Raw genomic sequence first — 19,829 nt, 5'->3', positions numbered from 1 at the left:
TGAAGATGAAAACAACCAAGACTCTGCTGCAAGCCGGTGTACTGGGCCTGTCCCTGTTGGCGACCAGTGTCATGGCGGCGGTTTCCGCCGACGAGGCGGCCAAGCTGGGCGCCAGCCTGACGCCGATGGGTGCTGAAAAGGCCGGTAACGCCGACGGCTCGATCACGGCCTGGAAGCCGCTTTCCAAAAGCGCCGGTAGCGTCGATGGCAAGGGCTTCCTTGCCGACCCGTATGGTAGTGAACAACCGAAGTTCACCATCACCGCGCAGAACGTCGACCAGTACAAGGACAAACTGTCCCCAGGCCAGGTCGCCATGTTCAAGCGCTACCCGGACACCTTCAAGATGCCGGTGTACCCGACCCACCGGGGCGCTACCGTACCGGACGCGGTGTTCGCGGCGATCAAGAAGAACGCCACCAGCACCAACCTGGTTGGCGGCGGCAACGGTCTGGAAAACTTCGACACCGCCGTGCCGTTCCCGATTCCGAAAAGCGGCGTCGAGGTGATCTGGAACCACATCACCCGCTACCGTGGCGGCAGCGTGACTCGCCTGGTGACCCAGGCCACGCCGCAGCAGAACGGCTCGTTCAGCCTGGTGTACTTCCAGGACCAGTTCGTCTTCCGCGACCGGATGAAAGATTACGATCCGGCCAACCCGGGCAACGTGCTGTTCTACTTCAAGCAGAAGGTGACGGCGCCAGCGCGCCTGGCCGGTACCGTACTGCTGGTGCACGAGACCCTCGACCAGGTCAAGGAGCCGCGCAAGGCGTGGGTCTACAACGCCGGCCAGCGCCGGGTACGGGCAGCGCCACAAGTGTCCTACGACGGCCCGGGTACCGCCGCCGACGGCCTGCGCACCTCCGACAACCTGGACATGTACAACGGCGCGCCGGACCGTTACGACTGGAAGCTGGAAGGCAAGAAAGAGCTGTACATTGCCTCCAACAGCTACAAGCTTGACGATCCCAAGCTCAAGTACGCCGACATCATCAAGGCCGGGCACATCAACCAGGACCTCGCCCGATACGAGCTGCGCCGGGTATGGCATGTGGTCGCAACCCTGAAACCGGGCCAGCGCCACATCTACGCCAAGCGTGACTTCTACATCGACGAAGACACCTGGCAAGCGGCGGTGATCGACCAGTACGACGGTCGCAACCAGCTGTGGCGCGTGTCCGAAGCCCACTCCCAGGACTACTACAACGTCCAGGTGCCGTGGTACACCCTGGAAGCCATCTACGACCTGCAGTCCGGTCGCTACCTGGCCCTGGGCATGAAGAACGAGGAAAAGCGAGCCTACGACTTCGGGTTCACTGCCTCCAAGGCTGACTTCCAGCCTGCAGCGCTTCGCCAGGAAGGTGTGCGCTAAGTTTCAAACCTCCGTGTGATCTCCCAGAACGCCCCGGCTTGCCGGGGCGTTTCTGTTTGCGCATCCGTGTCGGCTGAGCCTTGTCGTTTTTTGTCGTAGTCTTTTTTCCGCAAAGCGCGGCAATTGTCTTCAAATGTGCTGTTTAACCCGCTAGTCTGCGCTGATCCGTACTGCCGACGATTCCCTAACTAAAAACGAGCCGGCCATGACTGATCTGTCCCGTACGCAAGGGTTCGCCAGCCAGGCCATGAGCGTCCTGGAGGGCCGTTTCTTTCGCCCGCCGCTGCCCGAAGGCCATGTGCCGCGGGCGCGTTTGTGCCAGCGTTTGCAGGCGGGGCTCGGCGGGCGCTTGCTGCTGGTCAATGCACCGGCGGGTTTCGGTAAAAGTTCGTTGGCGGTGGAGTTCTGCCAGGGCCTGCCCAACCACTGGAGCAGCCTCTGGCTGGGTTTGAGCCGGCGCGACAACGACCCCGGGCGCTTCCTCGAGCGCCTGCTCGAAGGCTTGCAGCAATACTGCCCGGCCCTCGGCGGCCAGGCCCTGGGCCTGCTGAAGATGCGCCAGCGGCACCAGCCGTTTGCCTTCGAAGAGTGGCTCGACGGCCTGCTCGATGAACTGGCCCGTCACCTGCAGCCACACAACCCCTTGCTACTGGTGCTCGACGACTACCACCTGGCCCAGGGGCCGGTGCTTGACCGCTGCCTGCAGTTTTTCCTCAATCACCTGCCGCCCGGCCTGGTGTTGCTGGTCACCAGCCGCCAGCGGCCGGACTGGCACCTGGCGCGCCTGCGTCTGTCGCGCCAGTTGCTTGAACTCAACGAGCAGGACCTGCGCCTGACCACCGATGAGTCCCTCGCCGTGCTGGGCCAGCAACCGACGGTGTTGCGCGGCCAGGCGCTGGACAACCTGATCCAGCGCAGCGATGGTTGGGTCGCCGGCTTGCGTTTCTGGCTGCTGGCGGCCAACGAGGCCGGTGCCGACAGCGCCTTGCCCCAGGCCCTGCACGGTGGCGAGGGGCTGATTCGCGACTACCTGCTCGAAGAAGTCATCGAGATGCTGCCCGCCGAAGTGCAGGGCTTTCTCTACGACACCGCCTGCCAGGAGCGCTTTTGCGCCGAGCTTTGCGATGCCCTGCGCGAAAGCCACGACAGCGCCGAGATTCTCCGTTACCTGCAGGCCCACCAGGTGTTCCTGGTGCCGCTGGACGAACATGGGCGGTGGTTTCGCTATCACCATTTGTTCTCCGACCTGCTGCGTACCCGCCAGGCCAGCCTGCCGCTGTCGAGCCTGCATTTGCGTGCCTGTCGCTGGTTCCATGGCCAGGGCCTGCTCGATGAAGCCGTTGAGCAGGCCTTGCGCGCCGGCCACCTGGACGTGGCCGCCAACCTGGTGCAGAACCTCTCCGAAGAGCAACTGCTGGCCGAGCAGAACGTCGGCATGCTGCTGCGCTGGAAGATGGACCTGCCCGACAGCCTGCTGATCAGCACACCGCGGCTGATCGTGCTGTACAGCTGGGCCCTGGGCCTGGCCGGGCAGCTGGATGCCGCCGAAGAACTGGCCAGCCACCTGAGCCGCTTCTTGCCGGCGCCTTCGGCCACCGCACAGAAATCCATGCTCGCTCAGTGGCTGGCGCTCAGCGGGGTGATCGCCCGTGGTCGCGGCGACCGCCAGCGTACCCTCGAATATTGCTCCGAAGCGCTGCACAGCTTGCCGTTCAAGCGTTACGGGCAGCGCCTGGTGTGCCTCTCGACGTTGTCCAACCTGGCCATCGCCGATGCCGATTTCTGGCGTGCCCGCGGCTGGAATCGCGAAGCACTGGAGCTGGCCCAGCGGGTCGGCAACCCGTTGTTCGAAGCCCTGGCCCATTACGACCGGGCACGGGTGCTGCACGCCCGTGGCGAGGTGTTGCGCGCCCTCGATGAAGTGCGCCAGGGCCAGCAGCGCCTGCAGGGTTTGTCGGCGCAACGGTTGTACGCGGCGCGGGCACGCCTGACCCTGTACGAAGGCTACCTGCTGGCGGCCCGGCTGCAACCGGAGGCCGGCCGCAGTCGCCTGCGGGCCGGGTTGATCGAGGCGCGCGCCTGTCGCGATATCAGCGTACTGATCGGCCACTGCGTGATCGCTTCGCTCGATGGCCGTGAAGGGCGCTTTGCCGAAGCCTTTGCCGAGCTTGCTGAAGCCGAACGGCTGATGCACATCTGGGACGTGCCGCCGATTTTCTATCTGGCGATGATCACCCTGGTCAAATGCGAGCTGTGGCTGGCCCAGGGACGCACCGACCTGGCCGAGTCCTGGCTGCTGCGCCTGGGCCAGACCTACGGGGGCGAGCAGGCGGCGGCCGCCCCGGAGTTCCACCCGTTGCTGCCGCTGCATATCGAATTGCAGCAGGCCTTGCTCGAACGCACCCAGGGCCGCCTGGAACAGGCCGCAAGGCGCTTGCAGGCACTGGTGGAGCGCGGCCAGGCCAGTGGCGGGCAGATGCTTTGCGTTACTGCGCTGTGCCAGTGGACGTTGCTGCTGCTGGCCAACAACAACGAAGCCCAGGCGCGCGGCCTGCTGGCGCTGGCGCTCGATTGCGCGCGCGGCGGCGTCCTGCAGCCGTTCCAGCGGCTGTTGCAGGATCACCCGCAATGGCTACGAGAGCAGTTGCTGCTGCAACCCCAGGGGCCTGCGCAAAGCAGCTTGCTGGCGCTGTTGCCCGCGCTTGAATCGACTGAAGCGGGCGGTAGCGGCGAGGCCTTGAGCGCCCGGGAAATGGCTGTGCTCGAACTGATCGCCCAGGGCTGCTCGAACCAGGAAATCAGCGAGCGCCTGTTCATCTCCCTGCACACGGTGAAAACCCACGCCAGCCATATCAACAGCAAGCTCGGCGTCGAGCGACGCACCCAGGCGGTGGCCCGGGCCAAGGCATTAGGCATGCTGCACTAGCTTTGACTCGGCGGTGAACATCCTCGATGATGGCTCAATGCCATTATTTGTTCCGTTGCTGGTACTTGCGTCCAGCAAATATGCGCTCTGTACGCCTCAAGCTATCGCCCTGTGTGGCCGATACTCTGCGAGTGCGGCCCGATTAAGCGCCGCAGCGAATCTACCCGCGAAGCCGAGCCTGTCCGTGAAGGTGTCTCTGCGTCTATTTTTTTATTTGCCATGACAGGTTTCGTGGATGCAGGTCTACAGCCAAAAAAGCTTTCTGATCGTCGATGATTTCTCCGATTTTCGCAGTTCGGCCCGCTCGATGCTGCGCGAGCTTGGTGTGCGTGATGTCGATACCGCCGACAGCGGCGAACAGGCGCTGCGCATGTGTGCGCAAAAACGCTATGACTTCATTCTTCAGGATTTCCACCTGGGTGATGGCAAGAAGAATGGCCAGCAGGTGCTCGAAGACCTGATCCTCGACAAGCTGATCAGCCATGAGTGCGTGTTCCTCATGGTCACCGCCGAAAGCAGCCAGGCGATTGTCCTCAGTGCCCTGGAGCATGAGCCCGACGCTTACCTGACCAAGCCGTTCAACCGCATCGGCCTGGCCCAGCGCCTGGAAAAACTGGTGCAGCGCAAGACCCTGCTCAAGCCGATCCTCCAGGCCCTGGACCGCGGCCGCCCGGCCGAGGTGCTGGCGGCCTGCGCCGAGCTGTGCAAGAAGGACCCGCGCTTCGCCCCGCTGTGCCTGCGCTACCGCGCCGATGCTCTGCGCGACCTGAACCGCTTCGATGAGCTGGAGAAATTTCTCACCACCATCATCGCCAGCCGGGCCACGCCCTGGGCCTATGCCGCCCTTGGCGGCCTGCTGTACAAGCGCAACCAGCTGACCCAGGCCCAGGGTGTGTACGAGCAGGCGCTCAAGGCCTTCCCGATGATGCCCGGCCTGTACGACGGCCTGGCCGAAGTGCTGGTGGCCCAGGGCGAAAGCAAGCGTGCCCAGGGTGTGCTGGAAGAGGCCGTGCGCCTCTCGCCCTTGGCCGTGCGCCGGCAGATGATGCTGGGCAAGCTGGCCCTGAGCAACGATGACTACGACACTTCGTCCAAGGCCTACCGGCATGCGGTCAACCAGGGCCAGAGCTCGCGCTACAAAGACCCGGAAAGCAACCTCGGGCTGGTCCAGGCATTGATGAACAAGAACGCCGGCAACGGCCTGGATGCGCGCACCCGGGTCGAGATCAACACGGTGCTCAGCGAAGTGGCCAAGGAGAACGTCGAAGACCAGGGCCTGCAGGTGCGTGCGCGGCTGATGAAAGCCGCCAGCCTGCAGCAGGCCGGCGACGCCGAAACGGCTGCCAAGCTGACCGAGCAGGCCATGGCCCGGCTGGAGAAGATGGATCAGTTTTTCTCGGTCGAGGCGGCGCTGGTGGTGGCTACGCAATTGCAGAAACTCGGCCAGGAATCTGCCGGTACCGCGATTCTCAAGGGCTGCGTGGAAACCTACGGTGACGACCCTAAAGTCATGCAGAGCGTGGCGCAACTGACCGATGACCCGAGCGTGCTCGGCGCGGTGACCGAAGCGGTCGACCTCAACCGCCAGGGCGTGCGCAGCTACCAGGCCGGCCAGCTCAGCGAAGCCCTGGCGCAGTTCCGCCGGGCACTGACGCTGCAGCCGAAGAACATCAGTATCGCCCTCAACACCGCCCAGGCGCTGTTGCGCATCGGTGGTGAGACACCGCCAGCGGCGATCATGGACGAATGCCGCGCGTGCCTGGGCAGCGTCACCGGCATCCCGAAAAGCGATAACCGTTATGATCGCTACCGCAAACTGCACATCCGGGCTTTCGGCGCATGAACCAGGACAATCAGGGGCTGGATTTCTCGACGGTGATCGCCTCCACCGTGCACGACATGAAAAACTCCCTCGCCGCCTTGACCCAGGCCCACAGCCAGTGGCTGGCGCGCCTGCCCGAGGCGCTGCGCAGCGGCAGCGAGCAAGGGGTGATGGAGCATGAGTTCAGCCACCTCAACGGCATGCTGGTGCAGTTGCTGGGGCTGTACAAACTGGGCGTCAACCAATTGCCCATGTGCCCCGACTACCACGAGCTCGACGACTTCATCGAAGCCCAGCTGGCGGCCCAGCAGAACCTGCTGCAGCATCGCGACATCCTCGCCAGCTGGCGCATCGAAACCGCCAGCCCGCTGGGCTTTTTCGACCGTGAACTGGTCGGTTCGGTGGTCGCCAACATCCTCAACAACGCCATTCGCTACGCTGGCCACACCTTGCTGATCAGCGTCAATGACGAGGGCGAGCAACTGGTGCTGAGCATCAACGATGACGGCCCGGGCTTCCCGGCGCGCATGCTCGAGCGCCAGCAGGAATATGTGCAGGGTATCGATGGCCAGAGCGGCAGTACCGGCCTGGGTTTGTACTTTGCCGCACGGATTGCCGGCCTGCATGAGCGCAACGGGGTCAAAGGGCGGATCGAGATTGCCAACGGCGGGGTCCTGGGCGGCGGGCTGTTCAGGCTGTATCTGCCGTAACGCCGGGCGAGGCGTGGTTGGGCTGACGAGCGTCGTCGCAGGCTGTGCCGGCCTGTGCGACACTCCGTCATTTGCTCCACAGGACTGCTGCGATGAACCCGGCCAAGCCCACCCTGATCCGCGAAACCTTCCCCGTCGGCCCGCTGCAGTGCAATTGCACGATCATCGGCGACCCGATCAGCAAAAAGGCCATCGTCGTCGACCCGGGCGGCAACCCCGAGCAGATCCTCGCCCGCCTTGATGCCCATGGCCTCAAGGTGGTGAGCATCATCCATACCCACGCGCACCTGGATCACTTCCTCGCCTCCGGGCAGTTGAAGGAGATGACCGGCGCCACCTTGCACCTGCACAAGGACGACCAGTTCCTCTGGGACAACCTGGAAATGCAGTGTCAGATGTTCGGCGTGCCCTACACCCCGGTTCCGCCGCCGGACCGCTGGCTGGCCGACGACGAAGCGCTGGCCTGCGGCTGTGGCGTGGCCTTGCACACGCCGGGGCACACACCGGGCTCGATGAGCTTCTGGTTCGCCGAGGCCAAGCTGTTGATTGCAGGCGATACGCTTTTTCGTCGTGGGATTGGTCGCACCGATTTGTGGGGTGGCGACCAGGCGACTATCGTTCGTTCCATCAAGCAGCGCCTGTACAGCCTGGATGAAGAGGCTACGGTGGTCACCGGCCATGGCCCGGACACCCGCCTGGGGGATGAGATGCGCCAGAACCCGTTTGTGCGCGCCTGAGATTCCAGGGAATTTTTCTGCTTTGCTGCAATCCAAGGCTGGCATAGATCCGAATCAGATCCGCTGCACTTTCGAATTACAGTAGGAGCTTGTCCATGTTCACCATGCGTCGTTTGATTATCGTCGCTACCGCTGCCGCGCTGATGTCCGGGTGCGCCAGCCCCAACCCGTATGACAGCCAGGGTCAGGCGCAGCAGGGTTCCACAGGGATGAGCAAAACCGCCAAGTATGGCGGCCTGGGTGCGCTGGCCGGTGCCATCGCGGGCGCCGCCATCGACCATAACAACCGCGGCAAGGGTGCGCTGATCGGCGCTGCCGCCGTCGGTGCTGCCGCAGCAGGTTATGGCTACTACGCCGACAAACAGGAAGCCGAATTGCGTGCAAGCATGGCCAACACCGGTGTCGAGGTGCAGCGCCAGGGCGACCAGATCAAACTGATCATGCCGGGTAACATCACCTTTGCCACCGACTCGGCCAACATCGCGCCGAGCTTCTACTCGCCGCTGAACAACCTGGCAAACTCCTTCAAGCAGTTCAACCAGAACACCATTGAAGTGGTCGGCTACACCGACAGCACCGGCAGCCGCCAGCACAACATGGACCTGTCCCAGCGTCGTGCACAATCGGTGGTTACCTACCTGACTTCCCAGGGCGTCGATGGCAGCCGCGTCAGCGCCCGCGGCCTGGGCCCGGACCAGCCGATCGCCAGCAACGCCGACGCCAACGGCCGCGCGCAGAACCGTCGGGTAGAGGTCAACCTCAAGCCGATTCCTGGGCAGCAGTATCAGTAAATTGAGGGTGTAAAAAAGGGGAGCCAGGCTCCCCTTTTTTTTGTGCCTGTAACGGCCTCATCGCTAGCAAACCAGCTCCCACAGAGGCCTGGCTAGCATCCTGCAACAGCCTTGTGCTGGTGGTTTGAGTGTCCTAGGACCTATCCTACGAATTCTGTCGCCCTGCAGAGGATTGCTCCGGGGGAAGTACGCCACTAGGCTCACCGGGTCGCTGAAGTATCAGCGATCGGGTTTGGCGACCCGAGTACATCATTCTGCTTCCATGACGTCAGTCGTTATGGCAGTTGTGCGCGGGAGGGCTTCGGCCCTGCCGGGTTGTCCTGATGTCTCGGTTCGCCAACCTGCGTACAGCTGCCACCATTTCTGTTTGGCGACAGAGGTGGTGCAGCTCCCTTCACATCAGGAGCTTCCTCATGAAAAAGATCGTTCCAGACCCACCTGAATTCCACCTTCTCGAAACCACAGAAACCCCATTCGGCCTCTGCGATGTCGGTCATCCACAGTTATTCGCCGTGCGCGCCGGGGTCAATGTCGAAGATGCGCTGGTGCATGCATCGCTGTATTTGAAGTGCGCGAGCCTGACCGGGCCGCTGGCGGTTGAGCATACCCGTGAGCCGGGGCGAGGGCTTCTTCAGGCGACCCTGCATTCCCATGAAATGGCCAAGGCATTGATCGATGCCTTGCTCGATGGGCTGGAGAGCCGGGCAATCAAGGCTTGAGGCGGCTGATCGCGGGGCAAGCCCGCTCCCACAGAGACAGCACAAAATCCTGTGGGAGCGGTGGTGCGACGTCTCGACTTGACCCGCGATTTACTTAGCTTGGGCTTTTGGTGGTGACTTTCAGCACATCGGTAAACACGATGACCACAGACTGGCCGACCTTGAGTTTTTTCATGCGTTTCTGAAGGTCAGGATCTTCGACCTTCACGACCTTTTGCGGGCCTTCAGGCGGCATCAGCGTGACTTCGTGGGTTTTCAGGTCGATCTTGGTGATCTTCGAGGTGACCTTGATCTGCCGGAATGCCTCACCACCCGGGTTGGGGTTGTCCTTGGTGGCACGGATGACGCCAGCGTCCTTGCTGATACCCGGGGCCTTGGTAAGGTCGGTTTCGAGCACGGTAGCAACCGAGCGGTTGACGGTGATGTTGACCAGGTCGCCGACCTTGAGGTTATGCAGGTCCTTGGCCTGTTCGCTCAGCTGGATCGGCACCTCGGAGTTCTTAGGGCCAGCCACCGTAACGATGCGCTTGGTCTGGTCGATGGCAAGGACTTTGGTATCCACCATATCTTGTGTAGCGACAGCGTCGATCAGGATGTCTTCTGCCTGCACCGTGAAACTGGCTGCAGACAGAAGCGAAACGACAGCAACAGCATGGGCGAAGCGGCGCAGCGGTTTCATAGGCTTACGTTCCTTGTGATTGCTAGTGAAATCATCGTAGGAAGTGAGCATAGATGCTGTCTGGCAAATTACCCGTCGGCGTTTTGTCGCAGCCGTTCCAGCAAGGCGTCCTTGTCGCTCCACAGCTGGTTGATCCATTGCTGGAAAGCCAGGCGGTAGGTTTCATCCTGGTCGTAGTTCCTGCCGAGGAACTCGGCCGGAATCGCCAGCTCCTCGAAGTGCACGACAATGTGCCTGACCCGCCCGCACAACAAGTCCCAGAACCCTGGCGCACCGTTCGGATAATGAATGGTGACATTGACGATCGACTGCAATTGCTCGCCCATGGCATCAAGCACAAAGGCAATGCCGCCGGCCTTGGGCTTGAGCAGGTGTTTGAACGGCGACTGCTGCTGGCGATGCTTGGCTGCGGTGAAGCGCGTGCCTTCGGCGAAGTTGAAGATCGCCGTCGGCTTGCCGCGGAACTTGGCGCAGGTGCGGCGAGTGGTTTCCAGGTCCTTGCCGGCCTTTTCCGGGTGCTTGGCCAGGTATGCCTTGGAGTAGCGCTTCATGAACGGGAAGCCCAGCGCCCACCAGGCCAGGCCAATCACCGGCACCCAGATCAGCACCTGCTTGAGGAAGAACTTCAGCGGGCGGATACGCCGATTGAGCACGTATTGCAGCACCAGGATATCGACCCAGCTCTGGTGGTTACTGGTGACCAGGTAGCTGTGCTGGTAATCCAGCCCGGCCAGGCCCTCGACCTGCCAGCGGGCCTTGCCCAGCAGGTTGATCCAGGCATTGTTGTTGCTGATCCAGGCCTCGTGAATGTGGCGCATCAGTTCATCGGTGAGGCGCTGCGCCGCGGCGAACGGCAGCAACAGCTTGAACAGGCTGACGATGAACAGCGGGGTGCAGCAGACGATGGTGTTGAGCCCCAGCAGCAGCGAGGCGATAACCCCGCGCAGTGGCGCGGGTAGCAATCCGAGCATGTTCAACTATCCAGTGAGCGGTTGGCCTGAATGGCGGTCAGGGCGATGGTGTAGACGATGTCGTCGACCTGGGCGCCGCGCGGCAGGTCGTTGACCGGCTTGCGCAGGCCTTGCAGCATCGGCCCCAGGCTGACGCAATCGGCGCTGCGCTGCACGGCCTTGTGGGTGGTGTTGCCGGTGTTCAGGTCGGGGAACACGAATACCGTGGCGCGGCCAGCAACCTGGCTGTTGGGCGCCAGTTGCCGGGCGATCTCCAGGTTGGCGGCGGCATCGTATTGCAACGGGCCGTCGATCAGCAGGCCGCGCTGGGTTTCCTGGGCCAGCAGGGTGGCTTCGCGAACCTTCTCGACCTCTTCGCCAGTGGCCGAATCACCGCTGGAGTAGCTGATCATCGCCACCCGCGGGGCAATGCCGAAGGCTGCGGCGGAATCGGCGCTCTGCAGGGCGATTTCCGCCAGTTCATTGGCCGTCGGGTGCGGGTTCATCACGCAGTCGCCGTACACCAGCACCTGCTCGGGAAAAAGCATGAAGAACACCGATGACACCAGGCTGCAGCCGGGGGCGGTCTTGATCAGTTGCAGGGCCGGGCGGATGGTGTTGGCGGTGGAGTGCACCAGGCCCGAGACCAGGCCGTCGACCTCGTCCAGGGCGAGCATCATGGTGCCGATCACCACCGGGTCTTCCAGTTGTTGCTCGGCCATCGGTGCATTGAGGCTTTTGCTCTTGCGCAGGCTGACCATTGGCTCGACGTAGCGCTCGCGGATCAGGTCCGGGTCAAGAATCTCCAGGCCCTCGGGCAAGGTGATGCCCTGGGCGCGGGCCACGGCCTGGACGTCGTCGGGCTTGGCCAGTAACACGCAGCGGGCGATGCCGCGAGCCTGGCAGATGGCGGCGGCCTGCACGGTCATCGGTTCTGCGCCTTCGGGCAGGACGATGCGTTTGTTGGCCTGTTGGGCGCGCTGGATCAACTGGTAGCGGAACACCGCTGGCGACAGGCGCAGTTCGCGCGGGGTGCCGCAGCGCTGGTGCAGCCAGTCGGCGTCCAGGTAGCTGGCGACGAAATCGGTGATCAGCTCGGCGCGCTCACGGTCATCCACCGGGATTTCCTTGTTCAGGCCATTGAGCTGGTTAGCGGTGTCGTAGGAGCCGGTGCTCACCGAGAGGATCGGCAAGCCGGCCAGCAGCGCGCCCTGGCACAGTTCGAGGATGCGCGGGTCGGGCTTGCTGTCGCTGGTCAGCAGCAGGCCGGCCAGCGGTACGCCGTTGATCGCCGCCAGGCTCACGGCGAGGATGATGTCGTCGCGATCACCCGGGGTCACCACCAGGGTGCCGGGCTTGAGCAGCGGCACGGTGTTGGCCACGGTCCGGGCACAGATGATGATCTTGTTCATGCGCCGGGTTTCGTAGTCACCGGCGTTGAGCACCTGGGCACCGAGCAGCTCGGCGACGTCGCGGGTGCGCGGGTCGTTGAGGCCGGCCTGGAACGGGATGCAGCCGAGCAGGCGGAAGTCGCCGCCACGCAGCAGCGGCGAATGCTCGGTCAGGCGCGCGGCGAAGGCGTTCATGTCTTCGTCGGTGCGCACCTTGTTGAGGATCACCCCAAGCACTTTCGGGTCGCGCGGGCCGCCGAACAACTGGGCCTGCAGCTCGACGCGCCCGGACAGCTCGGTGAGCACTTCGTTTTCCGGCGCCGAGACCAGGATCACCTCGGCATCCAGGCTCTTGGCCAGGTGCAGGTTGACCCGCGCGGCGTAGCTGGCGTGGCGGGTCGGGACCATGCCTTCGACCACTACCACGTCCTTGCCGACGCAGGCCTGCTGGTACAGGGTGATGATCTCCTCGAGCAGTTCATCCAGCTGGCCATCGCCGAGCATGCGCTCGACATGGGCCAGGCTCAGCGGCTGGGGCGGCTTCAGGCCATGGGTGCGGGCAACCAGTTCGGTGGAGCGTTCCGGGCCGGTATCGCCCGGGTGCGGCTGGGCGATCGGCTTGAAGAAGCCGACCTTGAGGCCGGCGCGCTCCAGGGTGCGCACCAGGCCCAGGCTGATCGAAGTCAGGCCGACCCCAAAGTCGGTCGGCGCGATAAAAAATGTCTGCATGCGAGCTTCTCGAAATGAGCTGTGCAAAGAATCAATTGCCAAGGGTAGCGCTATCGGCCCCCTGAGCGCACCAGCCACAGGCAAATGCCTGGCCGATGCGTTGCTGGCGTTGCTCGGGGTCGAGCACCCAGCTGCGTGATTGCCAGGGCGGTTGATGGCGCAGGTGCTGGGTGTGTCCGCACGACAGCTCGACCACCCAGTGGCCGTCCTCGTCCTGATGGAAACCCAGCACCTGGCTGAAGTATCCGGCAACCCGTTTGTCCGGGTTGCGTTCGCTTTCAGGCGATGCCTTGGTTACACTTGTTCGTTCTACATTCTTATGCAAAAGGTCTCGCCCCATGCTGATCGCCGCCAACAAGGCTGTCTCCATCGACTATACCCTCACCAACGACGCTGGTGAGGTCATCGACAGCTCCGCCGGCGGCGCTCCGCTGGTCTACCTGCATGGCGCAGGCAACATCATCCCGGGCCTGGAAAAAGCCCTGGAAGGCAAAACCACCGGTGACGAGCTGGACGTTGCCGTCGAGCCGGAAGACGCCTACGGCGAATACCTGGCCGAGCTGGTCAGCACCTTGAACCGCAGCATGTTCGAAGGTGTCGACGAGCTGGAAGTGGGCATGCAGTTCCACGCTTCGGCGCCGGATGGCCAGATGCAGATCGTCACCATTCGCGACCTGGACGGCGACGACGTCACCGTTGATGGCAACCACCCACTGGCTGGCCAGCGCCTGAACTTCAAGGTCAAGGTCGTCGATGTTCGTGATGCCAGCGAAGAAGAAATCGCTCATCGCCACATCCATGGCGAAGGTGGCCATCACCACTGATTTTCTGCGCTAAGCTCAGAGAGTCGCGAAGGCGCCCGGGCAAGTCCGTCGCACTCCAGCAGGGGAAGACGGCTTGGCAGGGCGCCTTTTTAATGGGCTGGTTTTATTGATTGCAGCCCGCAGCGACAACCGGGATCTGGAAAGGGGAGTACGTCATGAGTGCATTTCACGACCTGAAGTTGCAGGCACTGGATGGCCAGGAGTTGCCTCTGGCGCCGTTCAAGGGCCAGGTGGTGCTGGTGGTCAATGTCGCCTCCAAGTGTGGCCTGACCCCGCAGTACGCGGCGCTGGAAAACCTCTATCAGCAGTACAAGGGCAAAGGTTTCAGCGTACTGGGCCTGCCGTGCAACCAGTTTGCCGGGCAGGAGCCGGGCACTGAAGAAGAAATCCAGAAGTTCTGCAGCCTGAACTACGGCGTGACCTTTCCGTTGGGCAGCAAGCTGGAGGTCAATGGTCATGACCGCCATCAGTTGTACCGTTTGCTGGCCGGTGAAGGTGCCGAGTTCCCTGGCGATATCACCTGGAACTTCGAGAAGTTTCTGGTTGGCAAGGACGGCCGGGTATTGGCGCGCTTCTCGCCGCGTACCGCGCCGGATGATCCGGCGGTGGTGCAGGCGATCGAGAAGGCCTTGGCCTGATCGGTTGATCGCGGGGCTAGCCCCGCGATGCTGTTTAATCACCCAGATCAATAGTACTGGGCCACCCGAACGGCTCACCCTATCCTCAGGCGCATTCCCTCTTCCCAGGAGCGCCGCATGTCCGCCACCGCACTGTTCAAACCCTTCCAATTGGGCGCCCTCGAGCTGCCAAGCCGCGTGGTCATGGCACCGATGACCCGCACCTTCTGCCCTGGCGGCGTGCCCCACGCACAAGTGGTCGAGTACTACCGCCGCCGCGCCGCTGCCGGCGTTGGGTTGATCATCACCGAAGGCACCACCGTCGGTCACCAGGCTGCCAACGGCTACCCGAATGTGCCGCGTTTTTACGGCGACGACGCCCTGGCTGGCTGGAAGAATGTCGTCGATGCCGTGCACGCCGAAGGCGGGCGCATCGTGCCGCAGCTCTGGCACGTGGGCAGCGTGCGCCGCCTGGGCACCGAGCCGGACGCCAGCGTGCCGGGTTATGGCCCGAGCGAGAAGCTCAAGGATGGCCAGGTTGTGGTGCACGGCATGAGCAAGGCCGATATCCGCGAAGTGATCGAGGCGTTTGCCCAGGCCGCTCGCGATGCCCAGGCCATCGGCATGGATGGCGTCGAGATCCACGGTGCCCACGGCTACCTGATTGACCAGTTCTTCTGGGAGGCCAGCAACCAGCGCACGGATGAGTACGGCGGCGACCTGGCCGGCCGTTCGCGTTTTGCCATCGAACTGATCCAGGCGGTGCGTGCGGCGGTGGGCCCGGAATTCCCGATCATTTTCCGCTTTTCGCAGTGGAAGCAGCAGGACTACAGCGCCCGCCTGGTACAGAGCGCCGAGGCCCTCGGCGCCTTCCTGCAGCCATTGGTAGACGCCGGTGTGGATATCTTCCACTGCTCGACCCGGCGCTTCTGGGAGCCGGAGTTCGAAGGCTCGGACCTCAACCTGGCCGGCTGGACCCGCCAGCTCACCGGCAAGCCGACCATCACCGTCGGCAGCGTCGGCCTGGATGGCGAGTTCCTGCAGTTCATGGTGGCGACCGACAAGGTGGCGCAACCGGCCAGCCTTGAGAACCTGCTCAAGCGCCTGAACAACGATGAGTTCGACCTGGTGGCGGTGGGCCGGGCGCTGCTGGTCGACCCGGAGTGGGCCGCCAAGGTGCGCGATGGCCGCGAGCAAGACATCCTGCCGTTCAGCCGTGAGGCGTTGACGACCCTGGTTTGATCGCAAGCGTCGCCGGGCCTGGGCGCGCAACGCTGCCCTGGCTCTGGCGACAGGCTGCCAGCAGGTGCGCCTCGAACTGCTCGACAATCGCCGGCCAGCCCTGACGGCTGGCATGCTGGCGGGCATTGAGGCGCACCCGGCGCAGAGTTTCCGGCTCTTCCAGCAACCAGCAGGCGGCATCGATAAAGGCTGCTGCATCCCCCGGCATGGCCAGCGCACCGCTATGCCCGTGGCGAATGTGCTGGGCTGCCGCGGCTTGATCGTAGGCGACCACACCCAGGCCTGAGGCCAAGGCTTCTAGCACGACGTTGCCGAAGGTTTCGGTCAGGCTGGGAAACACAAAAATATCCCCTGATGCATAGTGTTCAGCCAGGCTTTCGCCGCGCTGGGCGCCGCAGAATATTGCGCCCGGCAGGCGTTGTTCGAGCACGCTGCGTTGCGGCCCGTCACCGACCACGATCAATTTGATGCGCCGTTGCGGATACTGCTGTTGCAGGGCGTCCAGGCAAGGTTGCAGCAAACCTAGGTTCTTCTCGGCGGCCAGGCGTCCGACATGCAACAGGGCAATATCATCGGCGCCCACCCCCCATTGCTCACGCAGCGCCTGGCTGCGCCGCGCCGGGTTGAACAACTGGCTATCGACTCCCCGGGCCATCAGGCTGAGGTTGTCGAAGCCGCGCCGTTCCAGCTCCAGGCGCTGGCTTGGGCTGGGCACCAGGGTGCTGTGGGTGCGCCGGTGGAACCAGCGTAGGTAGTGGGTCAGCAGGCGCGCCAGCAGGCCCAGGCCGTATTCGCTGGAGTACTGCTGGAAATTGGTGTGAAAACCGCTGACCACGGCGATCCCCAGGCGCCGCGCCGCGCGCAGGGCGCTCAGGCCCAGCGGGCCTTCGGTGGCGATGTACAGTACGTCCGGGCGCTGCCGGCGCCAGCGGCGCAGCAGCTTGTGCATCGACACCTGGCCCCATTGCAAACCCGGGTACCCCGGCAACGGCCAGCCGCGGCACAGCAGCAGGTTGTCGTCGCTGGCCGAGGGCAGTTCGGCCGCTTGCCGCGGGCGCACCAACTCGACCCGATGGCCGCGCGATCGCAAGCCATCGCTGAGGCGGCCAAGGGTGTTGGCCACGCCGTTGATCTCGGGTGGGAAGGTTTCGCTGATCAGGGTGACATGCAGGGGCGGTGTGCTCATGAAGCCAGTTTCGACCGTGCCGATTGCCGCTCTATGACCGCAAAATGACAGATCGATGACGCCTGATTACTGGCGATTACAGGTGCGCAAATATTTCCCAGCAAGTGACTCAAGATTGCAGGTCCGCCAGCCGATGCAGAAGCATTCGAATGACTGATTTCGCTCCGGGAGAGCGTCATGTTCAACAGCAAACTCAAGCAAGAAATCCTCCGGCTGCGCGAAGAACTGCAATCAGTGGAGCAAGTAAAGTGCAGCCTCGACAGTGAGATGCTGGTGCTGCAGCTCGATCCGCAGGGGCGCATCGAATCGGTCAACAGCAATTTCGAAAAAGAGATGCTCTACAGCAGCCATCAACTGATTGGCCGCAACATCGAGGAAATCGTCCCGGCGCACGTCAAGCAACTCGACTTTTACCAGCGCATGAAGCACGCCATTGCCCGTAGCGAGCATCTCAATGGTGCTTTCCGCCTGCTGCGGGGCAATGGCGAAGAGGCCTGGCTGCGCTCGATCCTGCAGCCGGTGAAAAACAGCGAAGGGCGCATCAAGTATTTCACCCTGCACTCCAGCGACCTGACCCGCACCATCGAAACCTCCCGCGAGCACGAGAGCCTGATCAAGGCGCTGATGCGCTCCACGGCGGTGATCGAGTTCAACCTCAACGGTGAGGTGCTGGCCGCCAACGAGCGCTTCCTGCAGACCATGGGCTACAAGCTCGACCAGGTGGTAGGCAAGCATCACCGTCTGTTCTGCGAGCCGGAAGAGTACAACTCGGTGGGCTATCACGCGTTCTGGGACAAGCTGCGCCGTGGTGAATTCGTCGCCGAACGCTTCAAGCGCATTGATGCCCATGGCCGCGTGGTGTGGCTGGAGGCGTCTTACAACCCGATCATCGATGCCCACGACGTGCTCTACAAAGTGGTCAAGTTCGCCACCGTGATCACCGATCAGGTCAACCAGGAAACGGCCGTGGCCCAGGCCGCCGACATTGCCTACACCACCTCGCTGGAAACCGACGCCTGTGCGCGCAAGGCCACCGAAGTGGTGACCCAGACCGTTGACGTCATGCGCGGCCTGGAAACTTACATGCAGGAGGCTGCCGAAGGCATCGAGGCGCTGGACAAGCAGTCGCAGGTGATCGGCTCGATCATCAAGACCATCAGCGACATTGCCGGGCAGACCAACCTGCTGGCCCTCAACGCCGCCATCGAGGCCGCACGTGCCGGTGAGCAGGGCCGCGGCTTTGCCGTGGTCGCCGACGAGGTCCGGCAACTGGCCTCGCGCACCAGCACCGCCACCGAGGAAATCGCCCGGGTGGTGCAGCAGAACGAACAACTGGCCAAGGCGGCGGTGGACATCATCGACAGCAGCAAGCGCCAGGCCGAGCAGGGCCTGTCACTGGCCGGGCAGACCGGCACGGTGATCGTCGAGATTCAGGACGGTGCACAGAAGGTGGTCAACGCGGTAGGGCAGTTTTCCAACCAGCTGTCGAGCTGATGGTAGTGCCGCGTAGCCGGGCGGCTACGCGGCGCTGCTTCAGGTACGCTCGCGGACCCAGAACAGCGTGGCGCCAGCCACTGCTGCCGGCATCATCAGGATGTTGAGAAACGGCACCAGCAGCACCAGGTACACCGAGCCACCAAAACCCAGGCTCTGCCAGCGCTTTTCGCGCAGCCAGGCAAGCATGTCCTGCCAGCTCATCTTGTGGTTGTCGGCCGGGTAGTCGATGTACTGGATGGCCATCATCCAGATCCCGAACAGCAGCCACAGCGGCGCGGCGATGATGTTCACCACCGGGATCAGCGAGAGGATGAACAGGCCAATCGCCCGTGGCAGGAAGTAGCCCAGCTTGCGCGCTTCGCGGCCCAGGGTACGGGGCACCATGGCGGTGAGTTCGGCCCAGCTGAAGGCCGGAAAGTCATCGGTACCGCGCACCACCACTTCGACCTTTTCCGCCAGGAAACCATTGAACGGCGCGGCAATGATGTTGGCCAGCATGGTGAAGGTGAAGAACACCATCAGCCCCACCAACACCACGAACAGCGGCCACAGCACGTAGTTGAGAAAACTCAGCCAGCTCGGCAGGCTGGGCATCAGCGAGTCGACCCAGAGGCTGAACTGGTGGCCGGCCAGGTAGATCAGGCCGACGAACAGCAGCAGGTTGACTGCCAGCGGCAGCAACACGAACAGGCGCAGGCTCGGGCTCAGGACCAGTTTCAGCCCTTCACGCAGGTACTGTGGGCCAGAGAGGACAGGGGCTTGCATATAAGGGAAGGCTCCGGGTAAAGGCAAACGCGCTGACCTTACCGAGTTTGCGCGACGGGCGAAAGCGCGGCGCAGAGCGAGAAACGGGCTGTAACAAAACCTCGGCAGCATCTGCGGCCAGGGCTCATAGATAAACCGCGCGCGCCTTTGCTGATGAATAGAGCCGGCCTATAAGGTGGATTGTCTAAGGATATTTCCTTAATCTCTGCCACCTCGCTAAAGTGCGCACATCTTTTCAACGCCTTCGAATTCTGACTTTCAAGGAGTTTCCATGAGCATTCTGGTCAACAAGCAAGCCCCTGATTTCGACGCGGCGGCAGTGTTGGGCGACGGTTCGATCGTCGACAGCTTCAAGCTTTCTTCCCTGCGCGGCAAGTACGTCGTGCTGTTCTTCTGGCCGCTGGACTTCACCTTTGTCTGCCCGTCGGAAATCATTGCTCACAACAACCGCATGGACAAGTTCCGCGAGCTGGGTGTGGAAGTGGTCGGTGTTTCCATCGACTCGCAGTTCACCCACCACGCCTGGCGCAGCACGCCGGTGGAGAAGGGCGGTATCGGCGCGGTCGAGTTCACCATGGTCGCCGACGTCAAGCACGAGATCACCCGTGCCTACGGTATCGAGCACGATGACGGCGTGGCCCTGCGTGCCTCGTTCCTGATCGACCAGCAAGGCGTTGTCCAGCACCAGGTGGTCAACAACCTGCCGCTGGGCCGTGAAGTCGACGAGATGATCCGCCTGGTCGAAGCCCTGCAGTTCACCGAACAGCACGGCGAGGTCTGCCCGGCCGGCTGGCGCAAGGGCCAGAAAGGCATGAAGGCCGACGCCAAGGGCGTTGCCGACTACCTGGCAGAGAACGCCGCCAGCCTGTAAGGC

The 19,829-nt window shown here is 63.1% G+C and carries 18 protein-coding genes and 1 pseudogene; 13 read left to right on the top strand and 6 right to left on the bottom strand.

All coding sequences use genetic code 11. From position 1 onward, the window contains the following. Positions 1-5: 5 nt before the first annotated feature. From ACIOVF_RS12740 to ACIOVF_RS12710, 7 genes are all read left to right on the top strand, one after another. Positions 6-1,370, top strand: coding sequence for a DUF1329 domain-containing protein (locus ACIOVF_RS12740; protein WP_401289982.1), 1,365 nt, complete (start codon positions 6-8; stop codon positions 1,368-1,370). Positions 1,371-1,575: 205 nt separating this feature from the next. Then, positions 1,576-4,296 (top strand): LuxR C-terminal-related transcriptional regulator, encoded by a 2,721-nt coding sequence (locus ACIOVF_RS12735; RefSeq protein WP_401289797.1) that lies wholly within the window; start codon positions 1,576-1,578, stop codon positions 4,294-4,296. A gap of 235 nt (positions 4,297-4,531) precedes the next feature. Further along, positions 4,532-6,139: a response regulator gene (locus ACIOVF_RS12730; RefSeq protein ID WP_401289794.1), complete on the top strand. Its 1,608-nt coding sequence runs from the start codon at positions 4,532-4,534 to the stop codon at positions 6,137-6,139. Further along, positions 6,136-6,828 (top strand): sensor histidine kinase KdpD, encoded by a 693-nt coding sequence (locus ACIOVF_RS12725; RefSeq protein ID WP_045196047.1) that lies wholly within the window; start codon positions 6,136-6,138, stop codon positions 6,826-6,828. The genes ACIOVF_RS12730 and ACIOVF_RS12725 overlap by 4 nt, the downstream gene beginning before the upstream one ends. Positions 6,829-6,920: 92 nt before the next feature. Continuing rightward, entirely contained in the window at positions 6,921-7,565 is a 645-nt protein-coding gene (locus tag ACIOVF_RS12720; RefSeq protein WP_401289790.1) for an MBL fold metallo-hydrolase, read from the top strand. A gap of 95 nt (positions 7,566-7,660) precedes the next feature. Then, entirely contained in the window at positions 7,661-8,356 is a 696-nt protein-coding gene (locus tag ACIOVF_RS12715; RefSeq protein WP_045196051.1) for an OmpA family protein, read from the top strand. Positions 8,357-8,769: 413 nt separating this feature from the next. Beyond that, positions 8,770-9,075, top strand: coding sequence for a DUF3077 domain-containing protein (locus ACIOVF_RS12710; RefSeq protein ID WP_082075422.1), 306 nt, complete (start codon positions 8,770-8,772; stop codon positions 9,073-9,075). A 94-nt stretch (positions 9,076-9,169) separates the two neighbouring features. On the opposite strand, the gene ACIOVF_RS12705 is transcribed toward ACIOVF_RS12710, so the two are convergent. The 4 genes from ACIOVF_RS12705 to ACIOVF_RS12690 form a co-directional block, all read right to left on the bottom strand. Beyond that, on the bottom strand, positions 9,170-9,754 hold the full coding sequence (locus tag ACIOVF_RS12705; RefSeq protein ID WP_401289979.1) for a hypothetical protein: 585 nt from the start codon (positions 9,752-9,754) through the stop codon (positions 9,170-9,172). 68 nt (positions 9,755-9,822) lie between these two features. After that, on the bottom strand, positions 9,823-10,725 hold the full coding sequence (locus ACIOVF_RS12700) for an acyltransferase (protein WP_045196055.1): 903 nt from the start codon (positions 10,723-10,725) through the stop codon (positions 9,823-9,825). Between the two features lie 2 nt (positions 10,726-10,727). Then, a complete protein-coding gene (gene pta, locus ACIOVF_RS12695; protein ID WP_045196057.1) occupies positions 10,728-12,824 on the bottom strand; it encodes a phosphate acetyltransferase in 2,097 nt (698 codons plus the stop codon). Between the two features lie 31 nt (positions 12,825-12,855). Next, positions 12,856-13,194 carry a DUF3565 domain-containing protein gene (locus ACIOVF_RS12690; protein ID WP_082075423.1) on the bottom strand — a complete coding sequence of 113 codons (339 nt, stop codon included), beginning with the start codon at positions 13,192-13,194 and terminating at the stop codon, positions 12,856-12,858. Between ACIOVF_RS12690 and ACIOVF_RS12685 the strand changes: the two genes are divergently transcribed. The 3 genes from ACIOVF_RS12685 to ACIOVF_RS12675 all read left to right on the top strand — a co-directional run bounded on the left by ACIOVF_RS12685 (position 13,163) and on the right by ACIOVF_RS12675 (position 15,507). Further along, positions 13,163-13,648: a peptidylprolyl isomerase gene (locus ACIOVF_RS12685; protein ID WP_045196060.1), complete on the top strand. Its 486-nt coding sequence runs from the start codon at positions 13,163-13,165 to the stop codon at positions 13,646-13,648. The two genes, ACIOVF_RS12690 and ACIOVF_RS12685, sit on opposite strands and share 32 nt — an antisense overlap. 155 nt (positions 13,649-13,803) lie before the next feature. Continuing rightward, the gene (locus tag ACIOVF_RS12680; protein ID WP_045196062.1) at positions 13,804-14,286 is read left to right on the top strand and encodes a glutathione peroxidase; all 483 of its coding nucleotides are present in this window, start codon (positions 13,804-13,806) and stop codon (positions 14,284-14,286) included. 117 nt (positions 14,287-14,403) lie between these two features. Continuing rightward, positions 14,404-15,507 carry an NADH:flavin oxidoreductase gene (locus tag ACIOVF_RS12675; RefSeq protein ID WP_045196064.1) on the top strand — a complete coding sequence of 368 codons (1,104 nt, stop codon included), beginning with the start codon at positions 14,404-14,406 and terminating at the stop codon, positions 15,505-15,507. Here ACIOVF_RS12675 and ACIOVF_RS12670 read toward each other — a convergent pair. Next, positions 15,476-16,693, bottom strand: a complete 1,218-nt coding sequence (locus ACIOVF_RS12670; RefSeq protein ID WP_195885679.1) for a glycosyltransferase family 1 protein — start codon at positions 16,691-16,693, stop codon at positions 15,476-15,478. The genes ACIOVF_RS12675 and ACIOVF_RS12670 overlap by 32 nt on opposite strands. 177 nt (positions 16,694-16,870) lie before the next feature. On the opposite strand from ACIOVF_RS12670, the pseudogene ACIOVF_RS12665 reads away from it, so the two are divergent. After that, a pseudogene (locus ACIOVF_RS12665) lies at positions 16,871-17,596 on the top strand (PAS domain-containing protein); the annotation flags it as partial. Positions 17,597-17,755: 159 nt separating this feature from the next. Beyond that, positions 17,756-18,187: a methyl-accepting chemotaxis protein gene (locus tag ACIOVF_RS12660; protein WP_401289976.1), complete on the top strand. Its 432-nt coding sequence runs from the start codon at positions 17,756-17,758 to the stop codon at positions 18,185-18,187. A 39-nt stretch (positions 18,188-18,226) separates the two neighbouring features. Here the strand turns inward: ACIOVF_RS12660 and cysZ are convergent, their stop codons facing one another. Beyond that, positions 18,227-18,955: a sulfate transporter CysZ gene (gene cysZ, locus ACIOVF_RS12655; protein ID WP_045196071.1), complete on the bottom strand. Its 729-nt coding sequence runs from the start codon at positions 18,953-18,955 to the stop codon at positions 18,227-18,229. 271 nt (positions 18,956-19,226) lie between these two features. Between cysZ and ACIOVF_RS12650 the strand changes: the two genes are divergently transcribed. After that, positions 19,227-19,826, top strand: a complete 600-nt coding sequence (locus ACIOVF_RS12650; protein ID WP_038993853.1) for a peroxiredoxin — start codon at positions 19,227-19,229, stop codon at positions 19,824-19,826. Positions 19,827-19,829: the final 3 nt, after the last annotated feature.

The organism is Pseudomonas sp. NPDC087612, assembly GCF_044743505.1.
Classification (GTDB): Bacteria; Pseudomonadota; Gammaproteobacteria; order Pseudomonadales; family Pseudomonadaceae; genus Aquipseudomonas.
Note: the sequence above shows the minus strand (reverse complement) of the source record. Positions and strands in the feature narration are given on the sequence as shown.

What these genes read in the sequence shown, in the direction of transcription:
- ACIOVF_RS12740 (WP_401289982.1), top strand. Translation starts at nt 6, where the DNA reads ATGAAAACAACCAAGACTCTGCTGCAAGCCGGTGTACTGGGCCTGTCC.
- ACIOVF_RS12735 (WP_401289797.1), top strand. Translation starts at nt 1,576, where the DNA reads ATGACTGATCTGTCCCGTACGCAAGGGTTCGCCAGCCAGGCCATGAGC.
- ACIOVF_RS12730 (WP_401289794.1), top strand. Translation starts at nt 4,532, where the DNA reads ATGCAGGTCTACAGCCAAAAAAGCTTTCTGATCGTCGATGATTTCTCC.
- ACIOVF_RS12725 (WP_045196047.1), top strand. Translation starts at nt 6,136, where the DNA reads ATGAACCAGGACAATCAGGGGCTGGATTTCTCGACGGTGATCGCCTCC.
- ACIOVF_RS12720 (WP_401289790.1), top strand. Translation starts at nt 6,921, where the DNA reads ATGAACCCGGCCAAGCCCACCCTGATCCGCGAAACCTTCCCCGTCGGC.
- ACIOVF_RS12715 (WP_045196051.1), top strand. Translation starts at nt 7,661, where the DNA reads ATGTTCACCATGCGTCGTTTGATTATCGTCGCTACCGCTGCCGCGCTG.
- ACIOVF_RS12710 (WP_082075422.1), top strand. Translation starts at nt 8,770, where the DNA reads ATGAAAAAGATCGTTCCAGACCCACCTGAATTCCACCTTCTCGAAACC.
- ACIOVF_RS12705 (WP_401289979.1), bottom strand. Translation starts at nt 9,754, where the DNA reads ATGAAACCGCTGCGCCGCTTCGCCCATGCTGTTGCTGTCGTTTCGCTT.
- ACIOVF_RS12700 (WP_045196055.1), bottom strand. Translation starts at nt 10,725, where the DNA reads ATGCTCGGATTGCTACCCGCGCCACTGCGCGGGGTTATCGCCTCGCTG.
- pta (WP_045196057.1), bottom strand. Translation starts at nt 12,824, where the DNA reads ATGCAGACATTTTTTATCGCGCCGACCGACTTTGGGGTCGGCCTGACT.
- ACIOVF_RS12685 (WP_045196060.1), top strand. Translation starts at nt 13,163, where the DNA reads ATGCTGATCGCCGCCAACAAGGCTGTCTCCATCGACTATACCCTCACC.
- ACIOVF_RS12690 (WP_082075423.1), bottom strand. Translation starts at nt 13,194, where the DNA reads ATGGAGACAGCCTTGTTGGCGGCGATCAGCATGGGGCGAGACCTTTTG.
- ACIOVF_RS12680 (WP_045196062.1), top strand. Translation starts at nt 13,804, where the DNA reads ATGAGTGCATTTCACGACCTGAAGTTGCAGGCACTGGATGGCCAGGAG.
- ACIOVF_RS12675 (WP_045196064.1), top strand. Translation starts at nt 14,404, where the DNA reads ATGTCCGCCACCGCACTGTTCAAACCCTTCCAATTGGGCGCCCTCGAG.
- ACIOVF_RS12670 (WP_195885679.1), bottom strand. Translation starts at nt 16,693, where the DNA reads ATGAGCACACCGCCCCTGCATGTCACCCTGATCAGCGAAACCTTCCCA.
- ACIOVF_RS12660 (WP_401289976.1), top strand. Translation starts at nt 17,756, where the DNA reads ATGCGCGGCCTGGAAACTTACATGCAGGAGGCTGCCGAAGGCATCGAG.
- cysZ (WP_045196071.1), bottom strand. Translation starts at nt 18,955, where the DNA reads ATGCAAGCCCCTGTCCTCTCTGGCCCACAGTACCTGCGTGAAGGGCTG.
- ACIOVF_RS12650 (WP_038993853.1), top strand. Translation starts at nt 19,227, where the DNA reads ATGAGCATTCTGGTCAACAAGCAAGCCCCTGATTTCGACGCGGCGGCA.